Raw genomic sequence first — 22,203 nt, forward strand, 5'->3', positions numbered from 1 at the left:
CCACCGACCCCGCCCCCACCAGCGAGGACGGCGATGTCTGAGAACACCCCGGCCCGGCGCCAGTCCGGTGAGCTCGACCGGCCCACCGGCGGCGCGGCCCCGGCGTCCACCGGCAAGCGCACCAGCTGGCTGCCCGGCCCCGCGCAGGGCTTCGGCGTCACCTTCGCGACGATGTTCAAGAAGGTGACGACCGAGGAGTACCCCGACGTCCCGAAGCAGACCAAGCCCCGCTACCACGGCCGGCACGTGCTGAACCGGCACCCCGACGGCCTGGAGAAGTGCGTGGGCTGCGAGCTGTGCGCCTGGGCCTGCCCGGCCGACGCGATCTACGTCGAGGGCGGCGACAACACCGAGGAGGCCCGCTTCTCACCCGGGGAGCGGTACGGCCGCGTCTACCAGATCAACTACCTGCGCTGCATCTTCTGCGGGCTGTGCATCGAGGCCTGCCCGACCCGGTCGCTGACGATGAGCAACGACTTCGAGCTCGCCGACGACGACCGGCAGGCCTTGATCTACACCAAGGAGCAGTTGATGGCCCCGCTGCTGCCCGGGATGGAGCAGCCGCCGCACCCGATGCGGCTCGGGAACGACGAGAAGGACTACTACGTGCGCGACCCGCGGGCAGCGGCCCCGGCGGCGCAGCCCGCCGAGCCGGTGCTGGAGGAGCGGGCATGAGCGTGCTGGCCGCCGCGGCCGACACCGGCGTGCAGATCGGCACCGGGGAGGCCGTCGTCTTCTGGGTGCTCGGGCCGATCGCGCTGGCCGGGGCGCTGGGCATGGTGCTGTCGAGGAACGCCGTCCACTCGGCGTTGTGGCTGGTCAACACGATGCTCGCGCTGGGCGTGCTCTACGTCGTCCAGGAGGCGCCGTTCCTCGGCGCGGTGCAGATCATCGTCTACACCGGCGCGATCATGATCCTCTTCCTCTTCGTGCTCATGCTGGTCGGCCGGGACACCTCCGACTCGGTGGTCGAGACGCTGCGCGGGCAGCGGGTCGCCGCGATCGTGCTGGGCATCGGGTTCGCCGGGCTGGTCGGCGCCGGCATCGCCGAGGCCACCCGGGACACCCCGGTGACCGGCCTGGAGTCGGTGCAGGGAGGCGCCGGGGGAGCGGCCGACGGCAACGTCCAGGCGATCGCCGAGCTGCTGTTCACCCGCTACCTGCTGGCCTTCGAAGTCACCAGCGCGCTGCTGATCACCGCCGCGGTGGGCGCCATGGTGCTGGCGCACACCGAGCGCGAGCCCGGCACCCGGCAGTCGCAGAAGGAGCTCTCCCGGGCCCGCTTCCTCACCGCGCACCACCCGCAGACCCTGCCCGGCCCCGGCGTGTACGCGCGGGCCAACTCGATCGCCGCCCCCGGTCGGCTGCCCGACGGCCGCCCGTCGCAGGCCAGCTTCAGCACCGGCGTCGAGCCGCAGGTGGTCGACGAGCTGCCGCCGACCGGCTCGACCGGCGCCGAGCGGTCGGGGTTGTCGCACGCCGGCGGGACCGACGCGGCGCTGGGCACGCTCGGCGGCCGGACCACCGGACCCACCCCCGGCAGCGGAGAGGCAGCGCCCCGATGAGCATCGCGAACTACCTGGTGCTGGCGGCGGTGCTGTTCACCATCGGTGCCGTGGGCGTGCTGGTGCGGCGCAACGCCATCGTCGTCTTCATGTGCGTCGAGCTGATGCTCAACTCGGTGAACCTGACGCTGGTCACCTTCGCGCGGTCCACCGGGACGGTCGACGGCCAGCTCATCGCCTTCTTCGTGATGGTGGTGGCCGCAGCCGAGGTCGTGGTCGGCCTGGCGATCATCATGAGCGTCTACCGGACCCGCCGTTCGGCGTCGGTCGACGACGTCAACCTGCTGAAGTACTGAGCGGAGCCGGCTGATGGAGACCCTCCCCGCGACCGGGCTGCTCAGTGCGTCCTGGTTGCTCATCGCGCTGCCCCTGGCGGGTGCCGCCGTGCTGCTGCTCGGCGGCCGGCGCACCGACCGCTGGGGCCACCTGCTGGGCACCGGCACCGTCGTCGCCGCCTTCGCCCTCGGGCTGGCCTGCACCGTGCAGCTGGCCGGGCTGGACGAGCGGTCGGCGGACGTCGACCTGTTCACCTTCATCTCCACCGGCAACCTCGACGTCGGGGCCGGACTGCTGTTCGACCCGCTGTCGGCGGTCTTCGTCCTGCTGATCACCGGCGTGGGTGCGCTGATCCACGTCTACTCGATCGGCTACATGGCGCACGACCCCGCGCGCCGGCGGTTCTTCGCCTACCTGAACCTGTTCGTCGCGGCGATGCTGCTGCTGGTCCTCGGCAACAGCTACGTGGCCCTCTACGTCGGCTGGGAGGGCGTCGGTCTGGCGTCCTACCTGCTCATCGCCTTCTGGTACACCCGCCCGGCCGCGGCCACGGCGGCGAAGAAGGCCTTCATCATGAACCGGGTCGGCGACGTCGGCCTGGCGCTGGCCATCTTCCTGATGTTCGCCCAGCTCGGGACGACGTCCTACGCCGGCGTCTTCGGCGAGGTCGGGCTGCTGGCCGGCGGCACCGTCACCGCGATGGGGCTGCTGCTCCTGCTCGGCGCCTGCGGCAAGTCCGGCCAGTTCCCGCTGCAGGCCTGGCTGCCCGACGCGATGGAGGGCCCCACGCCGGTCTCCGCGCTGATCCACGCCGCGACCATGGTCACCGCCGGGGTCTACCTGATCGCCCGCAGCGCCCCGGTGTTCGACGAGACGCCGACCGCCCGCACCGTCGTCCTGGTCGTCGGCGCGATCACGCTGATGATCGGCGCGATCGTCGGCTGCGCCTACGACGACATCAAGAAGGTGCTGGCCTACTCCACGGTCAGCCAGATCGGCTACATGTTCCTGGCCGTGGGGCTGGGCCCGGTCGGCTACGCCGCCGGGATCGCGCACCTGCTGGCGCACGGCTTCTTCAAGGCCGGGCTGTTCCTCGGCGCCGGGTCGGTCATGCACGCGATGAACGACCAGGTCGACATGCGCCGCTACGGCGGGCTGGCGAAGAAGCTGCCGGTCACCTTCGTCACCTTCGGGTTGGGCTACCTGGCGCTCATCGGCTTCCCGCTGCTGTCGGGCTGGTGGACCAAGGACGCCATCATCGAGGCGGCCCTCGACCGGGGTGGGGCCTCCGGCTGGCTGCTCGGCGGGGTCGCCGTCCTCGGCGCCGGGCTCACCGCGTTCTACATGACCCGGCTGATGCTGATGACCTTCTTCGGCCGGGCCCGGTGGGAGGAGGGGGTGCACCCGCACGAGTCGCCCCCGGTGATGACCGCGCCGATGGTCGTGCTGGCGGTCGGCTCGGTCCTCGCCGGTTTCCTGCTGGTGCAGGCCTTCCCGCTGCAGGCGTGGCTCGAGCCGGTCTTCGGCGAGCCGGAGGAGGCCGCCCACGTGGTCGCCCCGGTGACCGTCGGGCTCGTGGTGTTCCTCGTCATGGCGCTCGGCATCGGCGCGGCGTGGCTGTTCGTCGGCCGTCGCGAGGTGCCCACCACCGCGCCGGCCCGGGTCTCGCCGGTGGTCGTCGCCGCCCGCCGCGGGCTCTACGCCGACGCGGTCAACGAGTCGCTGTTCATGCGCCCCGGCATGTGGCTCACCCGCGCGCTCGTCTGGCTGGACAACCGCGGCGTCGACGGCGTCGTCAACGGGACGGCGGCGGCCCTCGGCGGCTCGTCGTCCCGGCTGGGTCGCGCGCAGACCGGCTTCGTCCGCAGCTACGCCCTGGGCATGCTCGGCGGCGCGGTGCTGGTCGCCGGCGCACTGGTCGCGGTGACGACGGCATGACCGTCGCCGGATTCGGAGGAGTGACCCGGTGAGCGACTTCCCGTTCCTGCTGGCGATGATCGTCGTGCCCGCGGTCGGTGCTGCGGTCCTGGCCGCCCTGCCGCCGACCCGGCAGGCGCTGGCCCGGCAGCTGGCCATGGCGGTGAGCCTGCTCGTGCTGCTGCTCGCGGTGCTGGCCACGGTCGCCTTCGACCCCGCCGGCGACCGGTTCCAGCTGACCACCTCGGTCACCTGGATCGCGGACTTCGGGGTGAGCTTCGCCCTCGGCGTCGACGGCATCGCCCTGGTGATGCTGCTGCTGATCGGGGTGCTGGTGCCCGTGGTCATCGGCGCGTCCTGGGACGAGCAGGCCGAGTCGGACGGGAAGCGCGGTCCCAGGTCGATGCGCACCTACTGGGCCTGGCTGCTGCTGCTCGAGTCGATGATGGTCGGGGTCTTCGCCGCCACCGACGTCTTCCTGTTCTACGTCTTCTTCGAGGCCATGCTCATCCCGATGTACTTCCTGATCGGCAGCTTCGGCGGTCCGAACCGGCAGTACGCCGCGGTCAAGTTCTTCCTCTACAGCCTGCTCGGCGGGCTGGTCATGCTCGCCTCGGTCATCGGGCTGTACGTGGTCAGCAACTCCCAGCTCGGCCAGGGCACGTTCGCCTTCGACGCGCTGCGCCAGCTGGACATCGACCCGAACGTGCAGAAGCTGCTGTTCCTGGGCTTCTTCGTCGCCTTCGCCATCAAGGCACCCCTGGTGCCCCTGCACACCTGGCTGCCCGACGCCGGTGCCGAGGCCCCCGTCGGCAGCGCCGTCCTGCTGGTCGGCGTGCTGGACAAGGTGGGCACCTTCGGGTTCCTGCGCTACTGCCTGCCGCTGTTCCCCGACGCCTCCCGCGACCTGGCCCCGCTGGTCCTGGTGCTGGCGGTGATCGGGGTGCTGTACGCCGCGCTGGTGGCGATGGGGCAGTCGGACATGAAGCGGCTGGTGTCCTACACCTCGATCGCGCACTTCGGCTTCATCGCGCTGGGCATCTTCGCCTTCAGCACCGAGGCGGCCACCGGCGCGGTGCTGTACATGGTCAACCACGGCATCGCGACCGGCCTGCTGTTCCTGGCCGTCGGCATGGTGATCACCCGCGGCGGTTCCCGGCAGATCCGCGACTACGGCGGCCTGGCCGCCAAGGCACCGCTGCTGGCCGGGGTGTTCCTGCTCGCCGGCCTGGCGTCGCTCGCGCTGCCCGGGACCAACAGCTTCGTCAGCGAGTTCCTGGTGCTCATCGGGTCGTTCCCGCGGGAACCGGTGTTCACGGTCCTGGCCACCGTCGGGATCGTGCTGGCCGCGCTCTACGTGCTGCTGATGTACCAGCGGGTCTTCCACGGGCCGCCCCGCGAGGTGCTCGGCGACGCCGAGGCGCAGCCCGAGGCGACGGGCGGCGGCTCGACCGCCGTGCTCACCGCGCCGGCCCCGGCCCGGACGTCGCGGGTGCTGGACCTGTCCCGGCGGGAGCTCGCCGTCGTGGCGCCGCTGGTGGCGCTGGTCATCGGGCTCGGCGTGTACCCGCAGCCGCTGATCGACCTGATCGACCCGGCGGTGCAGGCCACGATGAGCGACGTCGGCGTCGACCCCGGGGGCAGCGCTCCCGAAGCCCCCGGAGGAACCGACTGATGGGTCCGATCACCGCCCCCTCGCTGTCCTACACCGCGCTCTCGCCGCTGCTGTTCGTGTTCGGCGCCGCCGCGGTCGGGGTGCTGGTCGAGGCGTTCGCGCCCCGCGCCGTCCGGCACCCCGTGCAGGTGGCGCTCGCGCTGGTCGGCACCGTCGGGGCGTTCGTCGCCACGCTGCTGCTGGCCGGCACGGAGGAGGTCACCGCCGGCGGGGCGCTCGCCGTCGACGGCGCCGCGCTGTTCCTGCAGGGCACGATCGCCGTCCTCGGGGCCCTGTCGGTGCTGCTGTTCAGCGAGCGCGCGGTCGACCCGGCGCGCTCGGCGTTCGTCGCCGTCGCCGCGGTGCCGGCCGGCAGCGTCCGCGACCGCGAGCTGGCGACCTCGTCGCGGGTGCAGACCGAGGTCTACCCGCTGGCGACCTTCGCCATCGGCGGGATGATGCTGTTCACCGCGTCGAACGACCTGCTCATCATGTTCGTCGCGCTCGAGGTGCTCAGCCTGCCGCTGTACCTGCTCTCCGGGCTGGCCCGGCGGCGCCGGCTGCTGTCGCAGGAGGCCGCGGTCAAGTACTTCCTGCTGGGCGCCTTCGCCTCCGCCTTCTTCCTGTACGGGCTGGCGCTGGTCTACGGCGCTACCGGCAGCGTCCGGCTCAGCGCCATCCGGGACGCCGCGGTCACCGAGGGCGGGGACACCCTGCTGGTGCTGGGCCTGGCCCTGCTGGTGGTCGGCCTGATGTTCAAGGCCAGCGTCGCGCCGTTCCACACCTGGACGCCGGACGTCTACCAGGGCGCCCCGACGGCGGTCACCGCGTTCATGGCCGCGGCCACCAAGGTCGCCGCGTTCGGTGCGGTGCTGCGCCTGCTGTACGTCGCCTTCGGCACCGCCGACTGGACCTGGCGGCCGCTGGTCTACGGCCTGGCCATCGTGTCGATGCTGGTCGGGGCCGTCCTCGGGCTCACCCAGACCGACCTCAAGCGGATGCTCGCCTACTCCTCGATCGCGCACGCCGGCTTCCTGCTGACTGGCGTGATCGGGCTGGGGCCCGGCGACAGCGGGTACGGGCTGGCCGCCACGATGTTCTACCTGCTCATCTACGGCCTGACCACGCTGGGCGCCTTCGGGCTGCTCACCCTCGTCCGGGACGGCGACGGCGAGGCCACCCACCTCTCCCAGTGGGCCGGGCTCGCCCAGCGCTCCCCGGTCGTCGCCGCGCTGATGGCCTTCTTCCTGCTGGCCCTCGCCGGGATCCCGCTCACCAGCGGCTTCACCGGCAAGTTCGCCGTCTTCCGAGCGGCGATCGAGGACGGTGCCTGGCCGCTGGCGGTCGTCGGGCTGGTGGCCAGTGCGATCGCCGCCTTCTTCTACCTGCGGGTCGTCGTCCTCATGTACTTCTCGCCGGCGGCGCCGGACGGGCCCACCGTCGGCGTGCCCGGTCTGCCCACCACGATCGTGCTGGCGATCACCGCGGCCGCCACGCTCGTGCTCGGCGTCCTGCCGGGGGCGGTGCTGGACCTGGCCGAGTCGGCCGCGGTCCTGGTCGGCTGAGCTGCCCGCTCGGAGGTCGTCCATGAGGACCCGGGGCGGCGGGCTGTATCTTCAGCGGTTGATGACCGGAGCCGGTACCACCAGCCCTCGGGCCCGTGGACGCACTGACCACCAGGAGACCCCGTTGCGCCGGCCTTCCACGCCCGCCTCGACCATCGGGCCCTGGCTGCCCGAGGGTGAGCTGGGGGACGCGCTGGCCGAGGGGATGGCGCGGGTCGAGGCGTCGCTGGGCACCGCGGTCACCAGCGACCACTCCTTCGTGAGCGAGGCGGCCGGTCACCTGATGGCCGCCGGTGGCAAGCGGCTGCGCCCGATGCTCGCCCTGCTCGCCGCCCAGCTCGGGGACGCCGACGCGCCCGAGGTCGTCCAGGCGGCCGTGGTCTGCGAGCTCACCCACCTGGCCACGCTGTACCACGACGACGTGATGGACGAGGCGTCCGTGCGCCGCGGGGCGCCCAGCGCCAACAGCCGGTGGAGCAACAGCGTCGCCATCCTCACCGGCGACTTCCTCTTCGCCCGGGCGTCGGACCTGCTCGCCGACCTCGGTCCCGAGGCCGTGCGGGTGCAGGCGCAGACCTTCGAGCGGCTGGTGATCGGCCAGCTCCGGGAGACCGTCGGCGCACGCCCGGGCGAGGACCCGGTCGACCACTACCTCGGCGTGCTGGCAGACAAGACCGGCTCGCTGGTCGCCACCTCGGCCCGCTTCGGGGCCGCCTTCGCGGGCGTCCAGCCGCAGATGGTGACCGCCCTGACCTCCTTCGGCGAGGAGTTCGGCGTCGCCTTCCAGCTCTCCGACGACCTGATCGACATCGTGAGCGAGGGCGGGACGTCGGGGAAGTCGCCGGGCACCGACCTGCGGGAGGGGATCGCCACCCTGCCGGTGCTGTTCGCCCTCGCCGGGGACGACCCGGCCGAGGCCCGGCTGCGCGAGCTCGTCGCCGGACCGGTCGTCGACGAGGCCGAGCACGCCGAGGCCCTCGAGCTGCTGCGCCGGTCGCCGTCGCTGGCCCGGGCCACCGCTGTGCTGGGCGACTACGCCGACCGGGCCCGCGCCCGGCTGGACGCCGTCCCGGACGGCCCGGTGCGCGAGGCGCTGGCCGCGCTGTGCACCTACGTGGTCACCCGCACCAGCTGAGGAAGGACCCCCGTGCCCCCCGCCCTTCGCAGGCTCAGGGCGGGACCCTGCACGGGGGCCGTGGTGCTCTCCGCCGTGCTGCTCGTGCTCGCTGCCTGCGGCGGTGACGCCCCTGGCGCGGAGGGGGACGAGGCGGCCACCGACGTGCCGGACCGCGCGCAGCCCTCGTCGACGGCCGGCGTCCCGGCGCTCGACGTGCAGGTGCTCGCCGACGGCCTGGACCACCCGTGGGACGTGGCGCAGGCGCCGGACGGGACGCTGCTGGTCGACGAGCGCGGTGGCGGGTTCACCGCCGTCCGCCCCGACGGGTCGGTCCGCTCGGTCGACGCCGACCTCGACGACCTCTTCGCCACCGGGGAGACGGGCCTCATGGGCCTGGTGCTCGACCCCGCCTTCGCCGACAACCGGCGCTTCTACACCTGCCAGGGCGTCCAGCAGGACGGCGACGCCGAGATCCAGGTCATCGCCTGGACCGTCGACGAGGGCTGGAGCTCGGCCACCCGGGTCGCCGACCCGCTGCTCGGCGGCATCCCGGTCAACCAGCGCAGCGGCCGGCACGGCGGCTGCCGCCCGCGGTTCGACCCCACCGGGCAGCTGCTCGTCGGCACCGGCGACAACGCGGTGGGCAGCAACCCGCAGGACCTCGGCACGCTGGCCGGCAAGGTGCTGCGGATCGACCCGCAGACCGGGCAGCCCTCGGCCGGCAACCCGTTCCTGGACGCCGACGACCCGACCACCCGGCTGATCTGGAGCTACGGGCACCGCAACGTCCAGGGCATCGCGACCCAGCCGGGGACGCAGCAGGTGTACACGGTCGAGCAGGGCACCGACCGCGACGACGAGGTCAACCGGTCGGTCGCCGGTGGCGACTACGGCTACGACCCGGACGGCCCACCCCCCGGCCCCGACGGCAGCTACGACGAGAGCGTGCCGATGACCGACCCGGACATCCCGGGCGCCATCCCCGCCGTGTGGTCCTCCGGGGACCCGACGATCGCCACCAGCGGCGCGACCTTCCTCGACGGCGCCCCGTGGGGCGGGTACGCCGGGGTGCTGCTGGTGGGCGTGCAGAAGGACACCGGGGTGCTCGGGCTGCGCATCGACGACCAGGGGCAGCTGGTCGAGCAGTTCCGGGTGCCCGAGCTGGAGGACTCCTACGGCCGGGTCCGCTCCCCGGTGCTGGGCTCGGACGGCGCGCTGTACCTCACCACCGACAACGGCGACGGTGCGGACCAGCTGCTCAGGGTGCGGCCGTCACCGGCAGGCTGAGCGGTCCGCGGAGCACCGTCGCGACCCGGGGCACCGCACGGCCGGCCAGGCGCAGCCGTGGCGCCCGCTCGGCCAGCACGCGCAGCGCCACCTCCCCCTCCAGCCGGGCCAGGGGCGCACCCAGGCAGTAGTGCACCCCGCCGGAGAACGCCAGGTGCGGCGCCGCCTGCTCGCGGTGCAGGTCGAACCGGTCCGGGTCCGGGTGCACCGCCGGGTCGCGGTTCGCGGCGGCCAGCAGCACCAGGACGCCGCTGTCCCGGCGCAGCGGTACGCCGCCGACCTCGACGTCGGCGTGCGCGAACCGGGCGGTCAGCTGGACCGGCGGGTCGTAGCGCAGCGTCTCCTCCACCGCGGCCGCCGCGAGGGACGGGTCCTCGACCAGCGCGGCCCACTGGCCGGGCGTGCGCTGCAGGGCCTGCACCGCGTTGCCGATCAGGTTGGTGGTGGTCTCGAAGCCGGCGACGAGCAGCAGCTGGGCCAGCGCCAGCACCTCGTCGGCCGTGGCGGTGCCGCCGTCGACGGCGGCGGCGAGGGTCGAGACGACGTCCTCGCCCGGGTGCGCGCGGCGCTGGTCGAGCAGGTCCGCGAAGAGCCGGCGCAGTGAGCCGGTGGCCTCGGCGAGCTCGCGGGCGTGGCCGGGGGAGCGGACGCCGTCCAGGGCCGAGCCGACGGCGCGTCCCCAGCGGGCGAACCGCTCGCTGTCCACGTCCGGCACGTCGAGCAGGGCGGCGATGACCGTGATCGGCAGCGGGGAGGCGAGGTCGCGGACCAGGTCGAAGCGGCCCTCGCGGCGGCCCCGGGCCAGGGCGTCGTCCAGCAGCTCCGCGGTGACCCGCTCGGCCACCGCCCGGTAGTGCTCGAGCCGGCGCGGCGCGAAGGCGGGTTGGGCGAGCCGGCGCAGCCGGGTGTGGTCGGGCGGGTCGAGGGTCAGCAGCGAGAGGTCGACCGGCTCGAGCAGTGAACCGCCCCCGGCCTCCTCCGCCGTCCCGCCGAGCCGGCTCGCTCCCGCGGAGGGCTGGACGCCGAACCGGCGGTCACGGAGCACCGCCTCGCACGAGGCGTGCGTGGCCACCGAGGTCAGCCCGGTGCGGCTGCGCACCGGACCGCCGCGGACCTCGGCCTCCCGCAGCGACGCGAGGACCGGGTACGGGTCCAGCCGCCACGGCCGGTGCAGCAGCCGCGCGACGCCGTCCCCGCGGACGGCCAGGGCCAGCCCCCCGGCCCGTATCGCCCCGAGCCGGGCCCCCAGCACGACGTCCGAGCGGAGCCGGCTCACTCGCTGTCGTGCGGTCTCCACACGTCGGAGTGTGCCTGCCGTGCGAGGACCGGATGGCACCGCGTAGCGGGTGACGCTGAGCGGGGGGCCGGAGGCCCTCCCGAGGTGGCACGGCCAACGGCTCAGCGCCGCCCGGGACGGCTCCTGGCCGCGGTGTCATCCGTCAGGATGACGATGTCACCACCCAGCTGTCGTTGCCGGCGAGCAGGGCGTCGAGGTCGGCCGGCTGCTGCGCGGCGGCGTCCTCGAGCTGGTCGGCCATCATCCGGTCGTAGCTGGGCTTGGCGACCCTCCGGAAGACGCCCATCGGGGTGTACCGCAGGTCCTGGCTGGACAGCCGGGACAGCGCGAACGCGTAGGACGGGTCCTCGCGGTGCGCGTCGTGCACCACGATCTGCGACGCGTCCACCTGGTTGGTCTCGGCGATCCGCAGCCCGCCGAAGTCGTCGCGGACGACGCACGAGGCACCGCCCGGGCCGAAGACCAGCGGCTCGCCGTGGACCAGCGGGATCGTCCACATCGGACCGGTGGTCGGGTCCTTGAGCAGCTCGAACGCGCCGTCGTTGAAGATGTTGCAGTTCTGGTAGATCTCGACCAGCGAGGTGCCCTGGTGCTCGGCGGCCTGCCGCAGCACGTCGGTGAGCCCCTTGCGGTCGGAGTCCATCGCCCGACCGACGAAGGTGGCATCCGCGCCGAGCGCGAGCGAGACCGGGTTGAACGGGTGGTCCAGCGAGCCCATCGGGGTGGACTTGGTGACCTTCCCGACCTCCGACGTCGGCGAGTACTGGCCCTTGGTGAGCCCGTAGATCCGGTTGTTGAACAGCAGGATCGTCAGGTTCACGTTGCGGCGCAGGGTGTGGATCAGGTGGTTGCCGCCGATGGAGAGCGCGTCGCCGTCGCCGGTGACGACCCAGACCGACAGGTCCGGGCGGGACGCCGCCAGGCCGGTCGCGATGGCCGGGGCGCGGCCGTGGATCGAGTGCATCCCGTAGGTGTTCATGTAGTACGGGAAGCGGCTCGAGCAGCCGATGCCGGAGACGATGACCATGTCCTCGCGGGCGATGCCGAGGCTGGGCAGGAAGCTCTGGACCGCGTTGAGGATGACGTAGTCACCGCACCCGGGGCACCAGCGCACCTCCTGGTCGGTCTTGAGGTCCTTCGCCCTCAGCTCGGTCTGCTTCGGGCCGTTCGCCGCGATCGAGGCGTCGATCGCACCGGAGACGGTGGTGAGGTCGGGGCCGGCGGGCATGCCGAGGTCGTGCACGTGCGGGCTGGCGGTCACAGGACTGCTCCGTTCGAGGCGGCCCCGACGGTGTGCTCGGCGGGGATCGCGGAGGGGATCGCGGTGGGGGTGGTGCCGGTGCTGTCGATGACGTCCTGCAGGACGGCGGCCAGCTCGGCAGCCCGGAAGGGCAGCCCGCGGACCTGGGTGTGGCTGTGCACGTCGATGAGGTACTTGGCCCGCAGCAGCAGGGCCAGCTGGCCGAGGTTCATCTCGGGGCAGACGACGCGGTCGTAGCGGGCGAGGATCTCGCCCAGGTCGGCCGGCAGCGGGTTGAGGTGGCGCAGGTGCACCTGGGCGACCGACCGGCCCGACGCCCGGATCCGCCGGCAGGCGGCGCCGATCGGGCCGTAGGTGGAGCCCCAGCCGATGACGGCGACCGTCGCGTCGCCGGCCGGGTCGTCGACCTCGGTCGCCGGGATCGACGCGGCGATGCCGTCGATCTTGGCCTGGCGGGTGCGGGTCATGAAGTCGTGGTTGGCGGGGTCGTAGGAGATGTTGCCGGTCTTGTCGGCCTTCTCCAGCCCACCGATCCGGTGCTGCAGGCCGGCGGTGCCCGGCACCGCCCAGGGGCGGGCCAGCGTGTCCGGGTCGCGGAGGTAGGGCAGGAACTGGCCCTCGGTGCCGTCCTCGGCGCTGCCGTTGGGCGCGCTCGCGAACTCCACCCGCAGGTCGGGCAGCTCGTCCACGGCCGGGATCGACCACGGCTCGGCGCCGTTGGCCAGGTACCCGTCCGACAGCAGGATGACCGGGGTCCGGTAGGTCAGGGCGATCCGGGTCGCCTCGAGCGCGGCGTCGAAGCAGTCACCGGGGGAGCGCGGTGCGATCACCGGGACCGGGGCCTCGCCGTTGCGGCCGAACAGCGCCTGCAGCAGGTCCGACTGCTCGGTCTTGGTGGGCAGACCGGTCGAGGGGCCGCCGCGCTGCACGTCGACGATGAGCAGCGGCAGCTCGGTCATGACCGCCAGACCGATGGTCTCGGCCTTGAGGGCGACACCCGGACCGGACGTCGTCGTCACGCCCAGGGCCCCGCCGAAGGAAGCGCCGAGCGCGGCACCGATCCCGGCGATCTCGTCCTCGGCCTGGAAGGTGCGCACGCCGAAGGACTTGTGCCTGGACAGCTCGTGCAGGATGTCGCTGGCCGGGGTGATCGGGTAGGCGCCGAGGAAGACCGGCAGGCCCGAGCGCTGCCCGGCGGCGACGATCCCGTAGGCCAGCGCCTGGTTGCCGGAGATGTGCCGGTACTTGCCCGGGGCCATCGGGGCCGGCTTGACCTCGTAGGAGACCGCGAAGGCCTCCGTCGTCTCGCCGTAGTTGAAGCCGGCGCGGAAGGCGGCGATGTTGGCCGCGGCGATCTGCGGCTTGCGGCGGAACTGGCGCTCGAGGAAGCGGATGGTGCCCTCGGTGGGCCGGTGGTACATCCAGCTCAGCAAGCCGAGGGTGAACATGTTCTTGCTCCGCTCGGCCTCCTTCTTGCCGAGCCCGGAGTCGGCGAGCGCGTCGGTGGTCATCGAGGTCAGCGGCACGCTGACCAGCTGCCACTTGTCCAGCGAGCCGTCCTCGAGCGGGTTGGACGCGTAGCCGACCTTCGCCAGGTTGCGGGGGGTGAACTCGTCGGAGTCGGCGATGAGCAGGCCGCCGCCGGGGAGGTCGACGAGGTTGGCCTTCAGCGCCGCGGGGTTCATCACGACCAGGACGTCGGGTGCGTCACCCGGCGTCATGATGTCGTGGTCGGCGAAGTGCAGCTGGAAGGAGCTGACACCCGGCAGGGTCCCCGTTGGTGCCCGGATCTCGGCGGGGAAGTTGGGCAGGGTCGACAGGTCGTTGCCGAACGTGGCGGTCTCGCTGGTGAAGCGACCGCCGGTCAGCTGCATGCCGTCCCCGGAGTCGCCGGCCAGCCGGATGACGACGCGGTCGAGCTCGACGACGCTCTTGACGAGGCCACCAGGGGCAGAGCTGTGGGCTGCGCGGTCCATGTCGGTGGCAACGCCGCTCGCGGCGGGGCTGATTCCGGGGTTCGTGCCAGTCATGTGTGAGGTACCTCCGACCGGTCAGGTTACGTGCGGGCCGCCAGGTCCGACCGGCGAGCGGGGGAACGTGAGGCAACCCACACAGGGTCGCCTTGCCTCGCCCGGGCAGGGGCGCTGGTCAGGGGAACGGCGGCTGCGCCGACCGCGTTCTACCCGGCGTGCAACGGTGGAACAACGGGTGCAAGACCGCGGTGCTGCTCGGCCTCATGGCCGGCGTCATCGTGGGAGTCGGCAGCTTCTTCGGCCGGGGCGGGCTCGTCATCGCCCTGGGGGTCGCACTCGGCGTCAACGGCTGGGCGTACTTCCACTCCGACAAGCTGGCGCTGCGGGCCATGCGCGCCTTCCCGGTCACCGAGACGCAGGCACCGCAGATGTACGCGATCGTGCGGGAGCTGGCCACCGAGGCCCGCCAGCCGATGCCGCGGCTCTACGTCAGCCCGACCAACCAGCCCAACGCCTTCGCCACCGGCCGCAACCCGCGCAACGCCGCGGTCTGCTGCACCCAGGGGATCCTCGAGCTGCTCGACCGTCGCGAGCTGCGCGGCGTGCTGGCCCACGAGCTCTCGCACGTCTACAACCGCGACATCCTGATCAGCTCGGTCGCCGGGGCGATGGCCACGGTGATCACCTACCTGGCGCACATGGCGATGTTCGCGTCGCTGTTCGGCGGCCGCTCCGACGACCGGGAGGGCGGCAGCGCGCTCGGCGGGCTGCTGCTGGTCTTCCTCGGCCCGGTCGCCGCCGGCCTGGTCCAGATGGCGGTGAGCCGCAGCCGGGAGTACCAGGCCGACGCCTCGGGTGCGCAGCTGTCGCACGACCCGCTGGCGCTGGCCAGTGCCCTGGCGAAACTCGAGCGGGGCGTCGCCGCCCGGCCGCTGCCCCAGGACGACCGGCTGGTGACCCAGAGCCACCTCATGATCGCCAACCCGTTCCGCGGTCAGGGGATGGCCTCGATGTTCGCCACCCACCCGCCGATGGCGGAGCGGATCGCCCGGCTGCAGCAGATGGCCCGGGATTAGAAGGACCCCGCTGCCCCCCACCACTCGCTCCGCTCGCGGCGGGCCCCTGCAGCGGGGCCGGCCGGGCACTGCTGCCTAGGCTCGGGTCGTGTACTACGTGGCGATCGGGGACAGCTTCACCGAGGGCCTGGGCGACGAGCTGCCCGACGGCTCGGTCCGCGGCTGGGCCGACCTGGTGGCGGCCGGGCTGGCCGCCACGTCGGACCAGCCGGTCCACTACGCCAACCTCGCGGTCCGCGGCCGACTGCTCGCCCCCGTGGTCAGCGACCAGCTGGAGGCAGCGCTCGCGCTGAGCCCGGCACCGACGCTGCTCACCCTCAACGGCGGGGGCAACGACATGATGCGGCCCGGCTGCGACGTCGACCGGCTGGTCGGGCTCACCGAGCAGGCGGTCCTGCGGTGCGCCGACGCCGGCGTGCGGCTGGTGCTGCTGAGCGGGGCCGACCCCACCGCGCGGCTTCCTTTCGGCAGCATGATGCACCGCAGCGGCGTCGCCCTGACCGCCGCGGTCGCCGAGCTGGCGGCGCGGCACGACGTGCTCTTCGTCGACGCGTTCAGCGACGAGGAGCTGCGCCGTCCGGAGTACTGGTCGCCGGACCGGCTGCACCTGGGGCCGCCCGGCCACCGCCGGGTCGCCGGGCTGGTCCTCGCCGCGCTGGGGCAGCCCGGGGCGGCGCACGTCGTCGACCCCGGCCCGGACGAGATCCGGCGACTGCGCACCGAGGCCCGCTACTACCGCGAGCACGTGCTGCCCTGGGCGCTGCGCCGGGTGCTCCGCCGCTCGTCCGGTCACGGCCGCACCGGCAAGCACCTGGACTGGGTGGAGGTCACCGCGGGCCCCTCCGTCCGGCAGGGCGAGCCGAGCCGCTGAGCCCCGCGGCCACCCGACCTGACCGACGATCGTGGACGGTCCGCCCGGCCCCGACGGCGGGGGAGCCTGCCGGTCCGGTGCGGCCCGGTCTCCTCAGGCAGGCCGCGCGCGGAGGGTGCTGATCAGCAGCACGAGGGCTGCCAGCTGCAGGACGCCGACGACCGCCACCAGCGCCGGCACGGACCGGGCCGACAGTTCCCCGGCCAGCGCGCCGCCGGCCAACGCGGCCACCCCCTGCACCGCGGCGAAGAACCCGTAGCCGGTGGCCCGGCGCCGGCTCGGCACGAGCTGGGCGACCAGCGCCTTGACGGTGGAGTCCTGCAGGCCGGCCGCCGCACCCCACAGGAGCACGCCGACGACGACGAGGCCGAGGGAGTCGGAGAACGCCAGCGCCGGCACGGCGGCGACCAGGGCGGGCAGCACGAGCAGGCCGCGGCCCCCGAACCGGTCGTGCGCCCAGCCGGTGGCCAGCGCCGCCACCGCCTCGGCGGCCATCGCTGCGGCGTAGACCAGCGGCACGGCTGCCGTGGACACCAGCCCGTCGGTGACCAGGTGGTAGGAGATGACGCCGAAGGTGACCAGTCCGGCCGTGGCCAGCCCCGCCGATGCGGCGAACACCCAGAAGGCCCGGGGCAGCTGGGCGGCCGCCTGCCGCAACGACGGCCCCGGCCCGGTCTCCGAGGCACCGAGGGCCTGCTCGCGCAGCGGGTCGCCGGTCCGGCGGCGCAGCCACAGCAGCAGGCCGATGGCGGCCGCGCCGGGTACGGCGAGCACGATCAGGGCCGGCCACAGCAGGCCGGTGAGCCCGGCCACCGCGGCGACCAGCAGCGGGCCGGCGAACGCGCCGATCTGGTCCAGCGCCTTGTGCACGCCGAACCCGCGGCCCAGGCCGACCGGTCCCGCCGCGTGGGCCAGCAGCGTGGACTTGGCCGGGCTGCGGACCGCCTTCCCGGTCCGTTCGGCGAGCACCAGCAGGCAGCCGACCGTCAGTCCGGCGGCGCCGAGGAACGGCGTGAGGGCGAGCGCCGGCACCGAGACGGCGGTGAGTGCGTAGCCGGCGATGGTCGCGTTCCAGTACCCGCCGGAGCGGTCCACCCGGGAGCCGAAGGGCAGCCGCAGCACCAGCGCCAGCGCCTCCCCGGCGCCGGTGACCAGGCCGACGAGCAGCGCAGAGGCACCGAGCGAGGCCAGCAGCGGTCCGGTGACCGACCGGGCGCCTTCGTAGACCATGTCCGCGGCCAGGCTGACCACGCCGAACCCGACGACGGCCCGCCACGGTGACCAGCCCGGTCGCGGGCCCGGGACTTCGCCGGGGGAAGGCTCGGGGTCGGCGGGGGCCGGCAGGGTGCCGCCGGGGTGCTCGGACACTGTCCTCCTCGTGGGCGCGGTGTCCTCCATCATCACCTCGGTGCGACGGCGGCCTCACGGCAGGCGGTCACTCCCCGTTGCGTCCCCAGCAGCGCTGGGGGTCTCAGCAGGAGGGCGTCAGAGCCGAGCTGCGCGCCGTTGTGTCGCCCGCCGTGCTCAAGACCGCGGCCAGCGAGTCCAGCGCGCCCGGCACCAGGGCGAAGTAAGCCCACACGCCGCGCTTGTCACGGGTCAGCAGGCCGGCGTCGACGAGCACCTTCAGGTGGTGGGACACCGTCGGCTGGGAGAGCCCGAGCGGCTCGGTGAGGTCGCAGACGCAGGCTTCACCGTTCTCGTGCGCTGCGACGAGCGAGAGCAGTCGGAGCCGAGCCGGGTCTGCGATCGCCTTCAGTGTGCGAGCGAGGTCGGTCGCCTCGGCAGCTGCGAGGGGCTGGCGGACCAAGGGGGCGCAGCAGGCGCCGTCCACCGATGACGGGTAGGCCAACAGCTCGGTGCTCACCGCGCCATCATGCGGCGTTCATTGACTTGTGTCGATACCTCGGTCAGGGTGACATCGACAGACGTCGATTGCCCGACCCAGAAGGGCACCACCTGCTGATGAGCGACACCGTCGCCGAGACCCCCCGGTCCAACACCGACCTGGACACCCCGGTCCTCGCCAGGCTGTCCACGCTGGACAGGTTCCTGCCCGTGTGGATCATCGCCGCCATGGCGGCCGGCCTGCTGTTGGGTCGGCTCGTCCCCGGCCTGGACGACGCGCTGGACGCGGTGGAGGTGGGCGACGTCAGCCTGCCGATCGCGGTGGGCCTCCTGCTGATGATGTACCCGGTCCTCGCGAAGGTCCGGTACTCGGAACTGGACCGGGTGACCGGCGACCGGAAGCTGCTGGTCGCCTCGCTGGTGCTGAACTGGCTGGTCGGCCCGGCGCTGATGTTCGCGCTGGCCTGGCTGCTGCTGCCCGACCAGGCCGAGTACCGCACCGGCCTGGTCATCGTCGGGCTTGCCCGTTGCATCGCCATGGTCCTGATCTGGAACGACCTGTCCTGCGGCGACCGCGAGGCCGCCGCCGTCCTGGTCGCGATCAACTCGGTCTTCCAGATCGTCGCCTTCGCCGCGCTCGGCTGGTTCTACCTGCAGGTGCTGCCCGGCTGGCTCGGCCTGTCCACCACCTCGGCGGAGTTCAGCGTCTGGGCCATCGTGCTCTCGGTGCTCGTCTTCCTCGGCATCCCACTGCTGGCCGGGTTCCTCACCCGCACGATCGGGGAGCACACCGTGGGCCGCAGCCGGTACGAGAGCCGCTTCCTGCCGAAGATCGGCCCGGTCGCCCTCTACGGGCTGCTGTTCACCATCGTCATGCTCTTCGCCCTGCAGGGCGACGCCATCACCACCCAGCCCTGGGACGTCGTCCGCATCGCGCTGCCGCTGCTGGCCTACTTCGCGCTGGTGTTCGGCGGTTCGTTCCTGCTCGGCATGCGGCTGCGCCTGGGCTACGCCAAGACCGCGACCCTGGCCTTCACCGCCGCCGGCAACAACTTCGAACTGGCCATCGCCGTCGCGATCGGCACCTTCGGTGTCACCTCCGGACAGGCCCTGGCCGGGGTCGTCGGGCCGCTCATCGAGGTGCCGGTCCTGGTCGCCCTCGTCTACGTCTCGCTCTGGGCCGCCCGGCGCTTCTTCCCCGACGACCCGACTGTTCCGGCTCGTGGTGACGGGGGAGCGTCACTGTGACCCAGCCCCACCAGACGCCGGCGCTGGCCGAGCGAGTTCCCACCATCAGGGAGGACCCCATGAGCGACCGACCCAGCGTGCTGTTCGTGTGCGTGCACAACGCAGGCCGATCCCAGATGGCCGCCGGCTGGCTGCGGCACCTCGCCGGTGACGCCGTCGAGGTCCGTTCCGCCGGCTCCATCCCCGGTGACCAGGTCAACCCCGCGGCGGTCGCGGCCATGGCCGAGGTGGGCATCGACATCTCCGACCAGCGGCCCAAGGTGCTCACCACGGACGCCGTCGAGGCCTCCGACGTGGTCATCACCATGGGCTGCGGGGACGCCTGCCCGATCTTCCCGGGCAAGCGGTACCTGGACTGGGCGCTCGAGGACCCGGCCGGTAAGGGCGTGGAGTCCGTGCGGCCCATCCGCGACGAGATCGAAGGCCGGATCCGGGGCCTGCTCACCGAGTTGGACGTCCCGGTCAGCAACGCCTCCTGAGGGGCAAGCCCAGCGTCCTCTGGTGGTGACCCTCGACCCGGCAGGCAGCCTGACCGGTCAGAGCCGGGAGCTCGAGGCGGCGGCGCCGGCCGCCACCGCGACGAGCACGGCGAGGCCGACGAACATCGACGGGTAGCTGCCCAGTGCCTCGGCGAGCGCCGTGCCCGCCCACGGGGCGAGGGCGGCCGCGCCCGTGATGGGTGCGGCGAACCAGCCGGACAGGGCGCCGTAGCGGGCGCTGCCCCACCGGTCGGCGACGACGGTGGCCTGGAGCAGCGTGCCCGCCCCGCGCGCCGCCCCGGCGAAGACGGCCAGTCCGACCAGCAGCACGGCCGGGCCGGGGACGACGGCCAGCAGGGCGATCGCCAGCGCGGACGCCGCCACGATGGCGACTGTGCGGGCAGCGGGGCTGGTCCGAGCGGTCAGCGGCGCATAGCCGATCCGGCCCAGCAGCTGCCCGGCGCCCAGCAGCCCGAGGGTCGTGGCGGCCAGGGAGGCGGACATGCCGCGCCCGGTGAGCAGTGGGATCAGCGTCAGGCTGGCCGAGTACATGCCGAACGCAGTGAGGGTGAGCGCTCCGGACAGCAGCAGGAAGCCGGGGCTGGACACGATCGACCGCACCGGGGCGGGGGAGTCGTCGCGGTGGTCGTGCTCCGGTGCCGGCGTCCACGGCGGCGTGAGTGCCAGGGCGTGCAGCGGGACGGTCACCAGGGCCAGGACGACGGCCAGCGCCAGGTAGGTCGCCCGCCAGCTGAGGTGGTCCAGCAACAGGCTGGTCAGCGGCGCGAAGATCGTGCTCGCCAGGCCGGCCACCAGTGTCAGGGTGGTGAGCGCCCGCACCCGGGCCGGCCCGTACCAGCGGGTGAGCGCGGCGAAGCCGGCCTGGTAGAAGACCGCCGCCATCGCCACGCCGGCGACCAGCCATGCGGAGACGAACCACGCCAGGTTCGGCGCCAGCCCGATCGCCGCCGCGGCGGGCGCGGCCAGCAGGGAACCGGCGGTCATCACCCGCCGCGGACCGAACCGGTCCAGCCACCGCCCGACCGGGATCCCGGCCAGCGCGGAGACCACCAGCCCGCCGGAGAACGCCGCGGTGGTGGCCGACGCCGACCAGCCGGTGTCGGCGGTGATCGAGGCCAGCGCGACCGGGAAGGCGTAGTAGAGGACGCCCCAGCTGACGACCTCGGTGACGCACAGCGCGGCCAGCACCCGCCGCGGCGGACGGTGGACGCCGTCCGCCCCGGCAGTGCTGGACGTTGCCGGCCCGCCGGCCGGTTGCCCGGTCAACAGTTCGACGCGGGAGCTCCGATGGTCACCGGCTGCGGGGCCGCGCCGCAGCAGCCGGCCGCCGCGGGCTCCTGCGCCGAGTACCCGTGCTCGCTGCCGGTGGGGAAGCCGACGCCACAGGACTCCGCAGCTTCGCGGTCACCGAGGTCGGTGCTGCACACGCCCGTGCTCGGCAGGTGCAGCTGCACCGAGTCCGCAGCCTCGGTGTCCCCGGCCAGGGCGGCGGCGATCGAGCGGACCTGCTCGTAGCCGGTGGCCAGCAAGAACGTCGGGGCGCGGCCGTAGGACTTCATCCCGACCAGGTAGAAGCCCTCGTCGGGGTGGGTGAGGTCGCGGTGCCCGTGCGGCGGGACCGTGCCGCAGGAGTGGGAGTTGGGGTCGATCAGCGGGGCGAGCCGGGTGGGTGCCTCGACGCCGGGGTCCAGGTCGAGCCGGACCTCCCGCAGCACGTCCAGGTCCGGGCGGGAGCCGGTGGCTGCGGCGACGGTGTCCACGGTCAGCGTCAGGGGCTCCCCGTCGCGGCCGGTGCCGGTCACCTGCAGCTGCCCGCCGTCGGCCGGGGTCAGCTCGGTCAGCGTCACCTCGCGGTGCAACTCGACGTGCCCGGCCTGCACTGCGGCCTTCAGCGTCGACCCGAGCAGGCCGCGGGCGGGCAGGCCGTCGGAGTCGCCGCCGCCGTACAGCCGGGCCGGGGAGCGGCCGCGGATGGCCCAGCTGATCCGGGTGCCCGGCTCGGCGCGCTGCAGTTCGACCAACGCGAGGAGGGTGTTGGCCGCGGAGTGGCCCATGCCGACCACCAGGGTGTGCTTGCCGGCGAACCGGGCCCGGTCGGTGCCCAGCACGTCGGGCAGCGGCCCGACCAGCCACGGGCTGGCCCCCTGCTCCCCGACCGCAGGCAGCCCCGCGGTGCCCAGCGGGTTGGGCTGGCCCCAGGTCCCCGAGGCGTCGATGACCGCGCGTGCCGTCACGTCCTCGACCCGGCCGTCGGCGACGGTGCGCACCAGGTAGGCGCGGCCCTCACGGCCGACGGTGCGGGTCTTGTCCACCCCGACCCGGGACACCGCGACCACCCGGGTGCCGGTGTGGATGCGTCCGGTCAGCTGCGGGGTGGTGGCGAGCGGAGCCAGGTAGCGCTCGACCAGCTCGGCGCCGGTGGGCAGCTCGGCTGGCTCCGGGGACTGCCAGCCGGTCGGCTCCAGCAGGCGGGCGGCAGCGGGGTCGACGTCGTACTCCCACGGCGAGAACAGCCGCACGTGGCCCCACGACCGCACCGCGGCCGCCGGCTGGTCCCCGGCCTCCAGGACCAGTGGCTCCAGGCCCCGCTCGAGCAGGTGGGCTGCGGCCGCCAGCCCCACCGGGCCGGCGCCGATCACCACGACCGGCAGATGGTCCGTCGCGTACGCGCTCATCGTGTGCTCACGTCCTCGTTCGTCAGGCGATCGTCCAACGTCCACGCACGTTAACAACATCGACTGTTGATAG

19 protein-coding genes are annotated in these 22,203 nt (G+C 73.4%); 12 read left to right on the top strand and 7 right to left on the bottom strand.

All coding sequences use genetic code 11. The features are described from left to right. The first annotated feature begins 33 nt into the window (after positions 1-33). The 8 genes from nuoI (at position 34) to FHL80_RS13555 (ending at position 9,381) form a co-directional block, all read left to right on the top strand. A complete protein-coding gene (gene nuoI, locus FHL80_RS13520) occupies positions 34-675 on the top strand; it encodes an NADH-quinone oxidoreductase subunit NuoI (RefSeq protein WP_138733929.1) in 642 nt (213 codons plus the stop codon). Continuing rightward, positions 672-1,565, top strand: a complete 894-nt coding sequence (locus FHL80_RS13525; protein WP_138733930.1) for an NADH-quinone oxidoreductase subunit J — start codon at positions 672-674, stop codon at positions 1,563-1,565. The genes nuoI and FHL80_RS13525 overlap by 4 nt, the downstream gene beginning before the upstream one ends. Further along, positions 1,562-1,861, top strand: coding sequence for an NADH-quinone oxidoreductase subunit NuoK (gene nuoK / locus FHL80_RS13530; protein WP_138733931.1), 300 nt, complete (start codon positions 1,562-1,564; stop codon positions 1,859-1,861). The genes FHL80_RS13525 and nuoK overlap by 4 nt, the downstream gene beginning before the upstream one ends. A 13-nt stretch (positions 1,862-1,874) precedes the next feature. After that, a complete protein-coding gene (gene nuoL, locus FHL80_RS13535) occupies positions 1,875-3,779 on the top strand; it encodes an NADH-quinone oxidoreductase subunit L (RefSeq protein WP_216870702.1) in 1,905 nt (634 codons plus the stop codon). Between the two features lie 28 nt (positions 3,780-3,807). After that, the gene (locus tag FHL80_RS13540; protein WP_138733932.1) at positions 3,808-5,433 is read left to right on the top strand and encodes an NADH-quinone oxidoreductase subunit M; all 1,626 of its coding nucleotides are present in this window, start codon (positions 3,808-3,810) and stop codon (positions 5,431-5,433) included. Continuing rightward, the gene (gene nuoN / locus FHL80_RS13545; RefSeq protein ID WP_138733933.1) at positions 5,433-6,977 is read left to right on the top strand and encodes an NADH-quinone oxidoreductase subunit NuoN; all 1,545 of its coding nucleotides are present in this window, start codon (positions 5,433-5,435) and stop codon (positions 6,975-6,977) included. Before FHL80_RS13540 ends, nuoN begins: the two co-directional genes overlap by 1 nt. Positions 6,978-7,101: 124 nt before the next feature. Continuing rightward, positions 7,102-8,112, top strand: a complete 1,011-nt coding sequence (locus tag FHL80_RS13550; protein WP_246078659.1) for a polyprenyl synthetase family protein — start codon at positions 7,102-7,104, stop codon at positions 8,110-8,112. Positions 8,113-8,172: 60 nt separating this feature from the next. Continuing rightward, positions 8,173-9,381 (top strand): PQQ-dependent sugar dehydrogenase, encoded by a 1,209-nt coding sequence (locus FHL80_RS13555; RefSeq protein ID WP_246078660.1) that lies wholly within the window; start codon positions 8,173-8,175, stop codon positions 9,379-9,381. Here FHL80_RS13555 and FHL80_RS13560 read toward each other — a convergent pair. From FHL80_RS13560 to FHL80_RS13570, 3 genes are all read right to left on the bottom strand, one after another. Beyond that, positions 9,353-10,678 carry a cytochrome P450 gene (locus FHL80_RS13560; protein WP_246078661.1) on the bottom strand — a complete coding sequence of 442 codons (1,326 nt, stop codon included), beginning with the start codon at positions 10,676-10,678 and terminating at the stop codon, positions 9,353-9,355. The genes FHL80_RS13555 and FHL80_RS13560 overlap by 29 nt on opposite strands. 142 nt (positions 10,679-10,820) lie before the next feature. Beyond that, positions 10,821-11,939, bottom strand: a complete 1,119-nt coding sequence (locus tag FHL80_RS13565) for a 2-oxoacid:ferredoxin oxidoreductase subunit beta (protein WP_246078662.1) — start codon at positions 11,937-11,939, stop codon at positions 10,821-10,823. After that, a complete protein-coding gene (locus FHL80_RS13570; RefSeq protein WP_246078663.1) occupies positions 11,936-13,915 on the bottom strand; it encodes a 2-oxoacid:acceptor oxidoreductase subunit alpha in 1,980 nt (659 codons plus the stop codon). Before FHL80_RS13570 ends, FHL80_RS13565 begins: the two co-directional genes overlap by 4 nt. Positions 13,916-14,127: 212 nt before the next feature. Here FHL80_RS13570 and htpX point away from each other — a divergent pair, with 212 nt between their 5' ends. Together htpX and FHL80_RS13580 are read left to right on the top strand one after the other, a co-directional pair. Beyond that, complete coding sequence (gene htpX / locus FHL80_RS13575; protein ID WP_138733934.1) at positions 14,128-14,988, top strand: zinc metalloprotease HtpX; 861 nt, start codon at positions 14,128-14,130, stop codon at positions 14,986-14,988. 88 nt (positions 14,989-15,076) lie between these two features. Further along, positions 15,077-15,859 (top strand): SGNH/GDSL hydrolase family protein, encoded by a 783-nt coding sequence (locus tag FHL80_RS13580; protein ID WP_138733935.1) that lies wholly within the window; start codon positions 15,077-15,079, stop codon positions 15,857-15,859. Between the two features lie 93 nt (positions 15,860-15,952). On the opposite strand, the gene FHL80_RS13585 is transcribed toward FHL80_RS13580, so the two are convergent. Together FHL80_RS13585 and FHL80_RS13590 are read right to left on the bottom strand one after the other, a co-directional pair. Then, the gene (locus tag FHL80_RS13585) at positions 15,953-17,227 is read right to left on the bottom strand and encodes an MFS transporter (RefSeq protein ID WP_216870704.1); all 1,275 of its coding nucleotides are present in this window, start codon (positions 17,225-17,227) and stop codon (positions 15,953-15,955) included. Positions 17,228-17,330: 103 nt separating this feature from the next. Beyond that, positions 17,331-17,726 carry an ArsR/SmtB family transcription factor gene (locus tag FHL80_RS13590; RefSeq protein ID WP_138733937.1) on the bottom strand — a complete coding sequence of 132 codons (396 nt, stop codon included), beginning with the start codon at positions 17,724-17,726 and terminating at the stop codon, positions 17,331-17,333. Positions 17,727-17,824: 98 nt separating this feature from the next. On the opposite strand from FHL80_RS13590, the gene arsB reads away from it, so the two are divergent. Both arsB and FHL80_RS13600 read left to right on the top strand, forming a co-directional pair. Further along, positions 17,825-18,955, top strand: a complete 1,131-nt coding sequence (gene arsB / locus FHL80_RS13595) for an ACR3 family arsenite efflux transporter (RefSeq protein WP_138733938.1) — start codon at positions 17,825-17,827, stop codon at positions 18,953-18,955. 59 nt (positions 18,956-19,014) lie between these two features. Next, positions 19,015-19,434 carry an arsenate reductase ArsC gene (locus FHL80_RS13600; protein WP_138733939.1) on the top strand — a complete coding sequence of 140 codons (420 nt, stop codon included), beginning with the start codon at positions 19,015-19,017 and terminating at the stop codon, positions 19,432-19,434. Positions 19,435-19,491: 57 nt separating this feature from the next. Here FHL80_RS13600 and FHL80_RS13605 read toward each other — a convergent pair whose 3' ends face one another. Beyond that, positions 19,492-20,721 (bottom strand): MFS transporter, encoded by a 1,230-nt coding sequence (locus FHL80_RS13605; protein ID WP_246078664.1) that lies wholly within the window; start codon positions 20,719-20,721, stop codon positions 19,492-19,494. Next, on the bottom strand, positions 20,718-22,130 hold the full coding sequence (locus tag FHL80_RS13610; RefSeq protein ID WP_138733940.1) for an FAD-dependent oxidoreductase: 1,413 nt from the start codon (positions 22,128-22,130) through the stop codon (positions 20,718-20,720). The genes FHL80_RS13605 and FHL80_RS13610 overlap by 4 nt, the downstream gene beginning before the upstream one ends. Positions 22,131-22,203: the final 73 nt, after the last annotated feature.

It is taken from the genome of Modestobacter excelsi (genome assembly GCF_005930495.1).
Classification (GTDB): Bacteria; Actinomycetota; Actinomycetes; order Mycobacteriales; family Geodermatophilaceae; genus Modestobacter; species Modestobacter excelsi.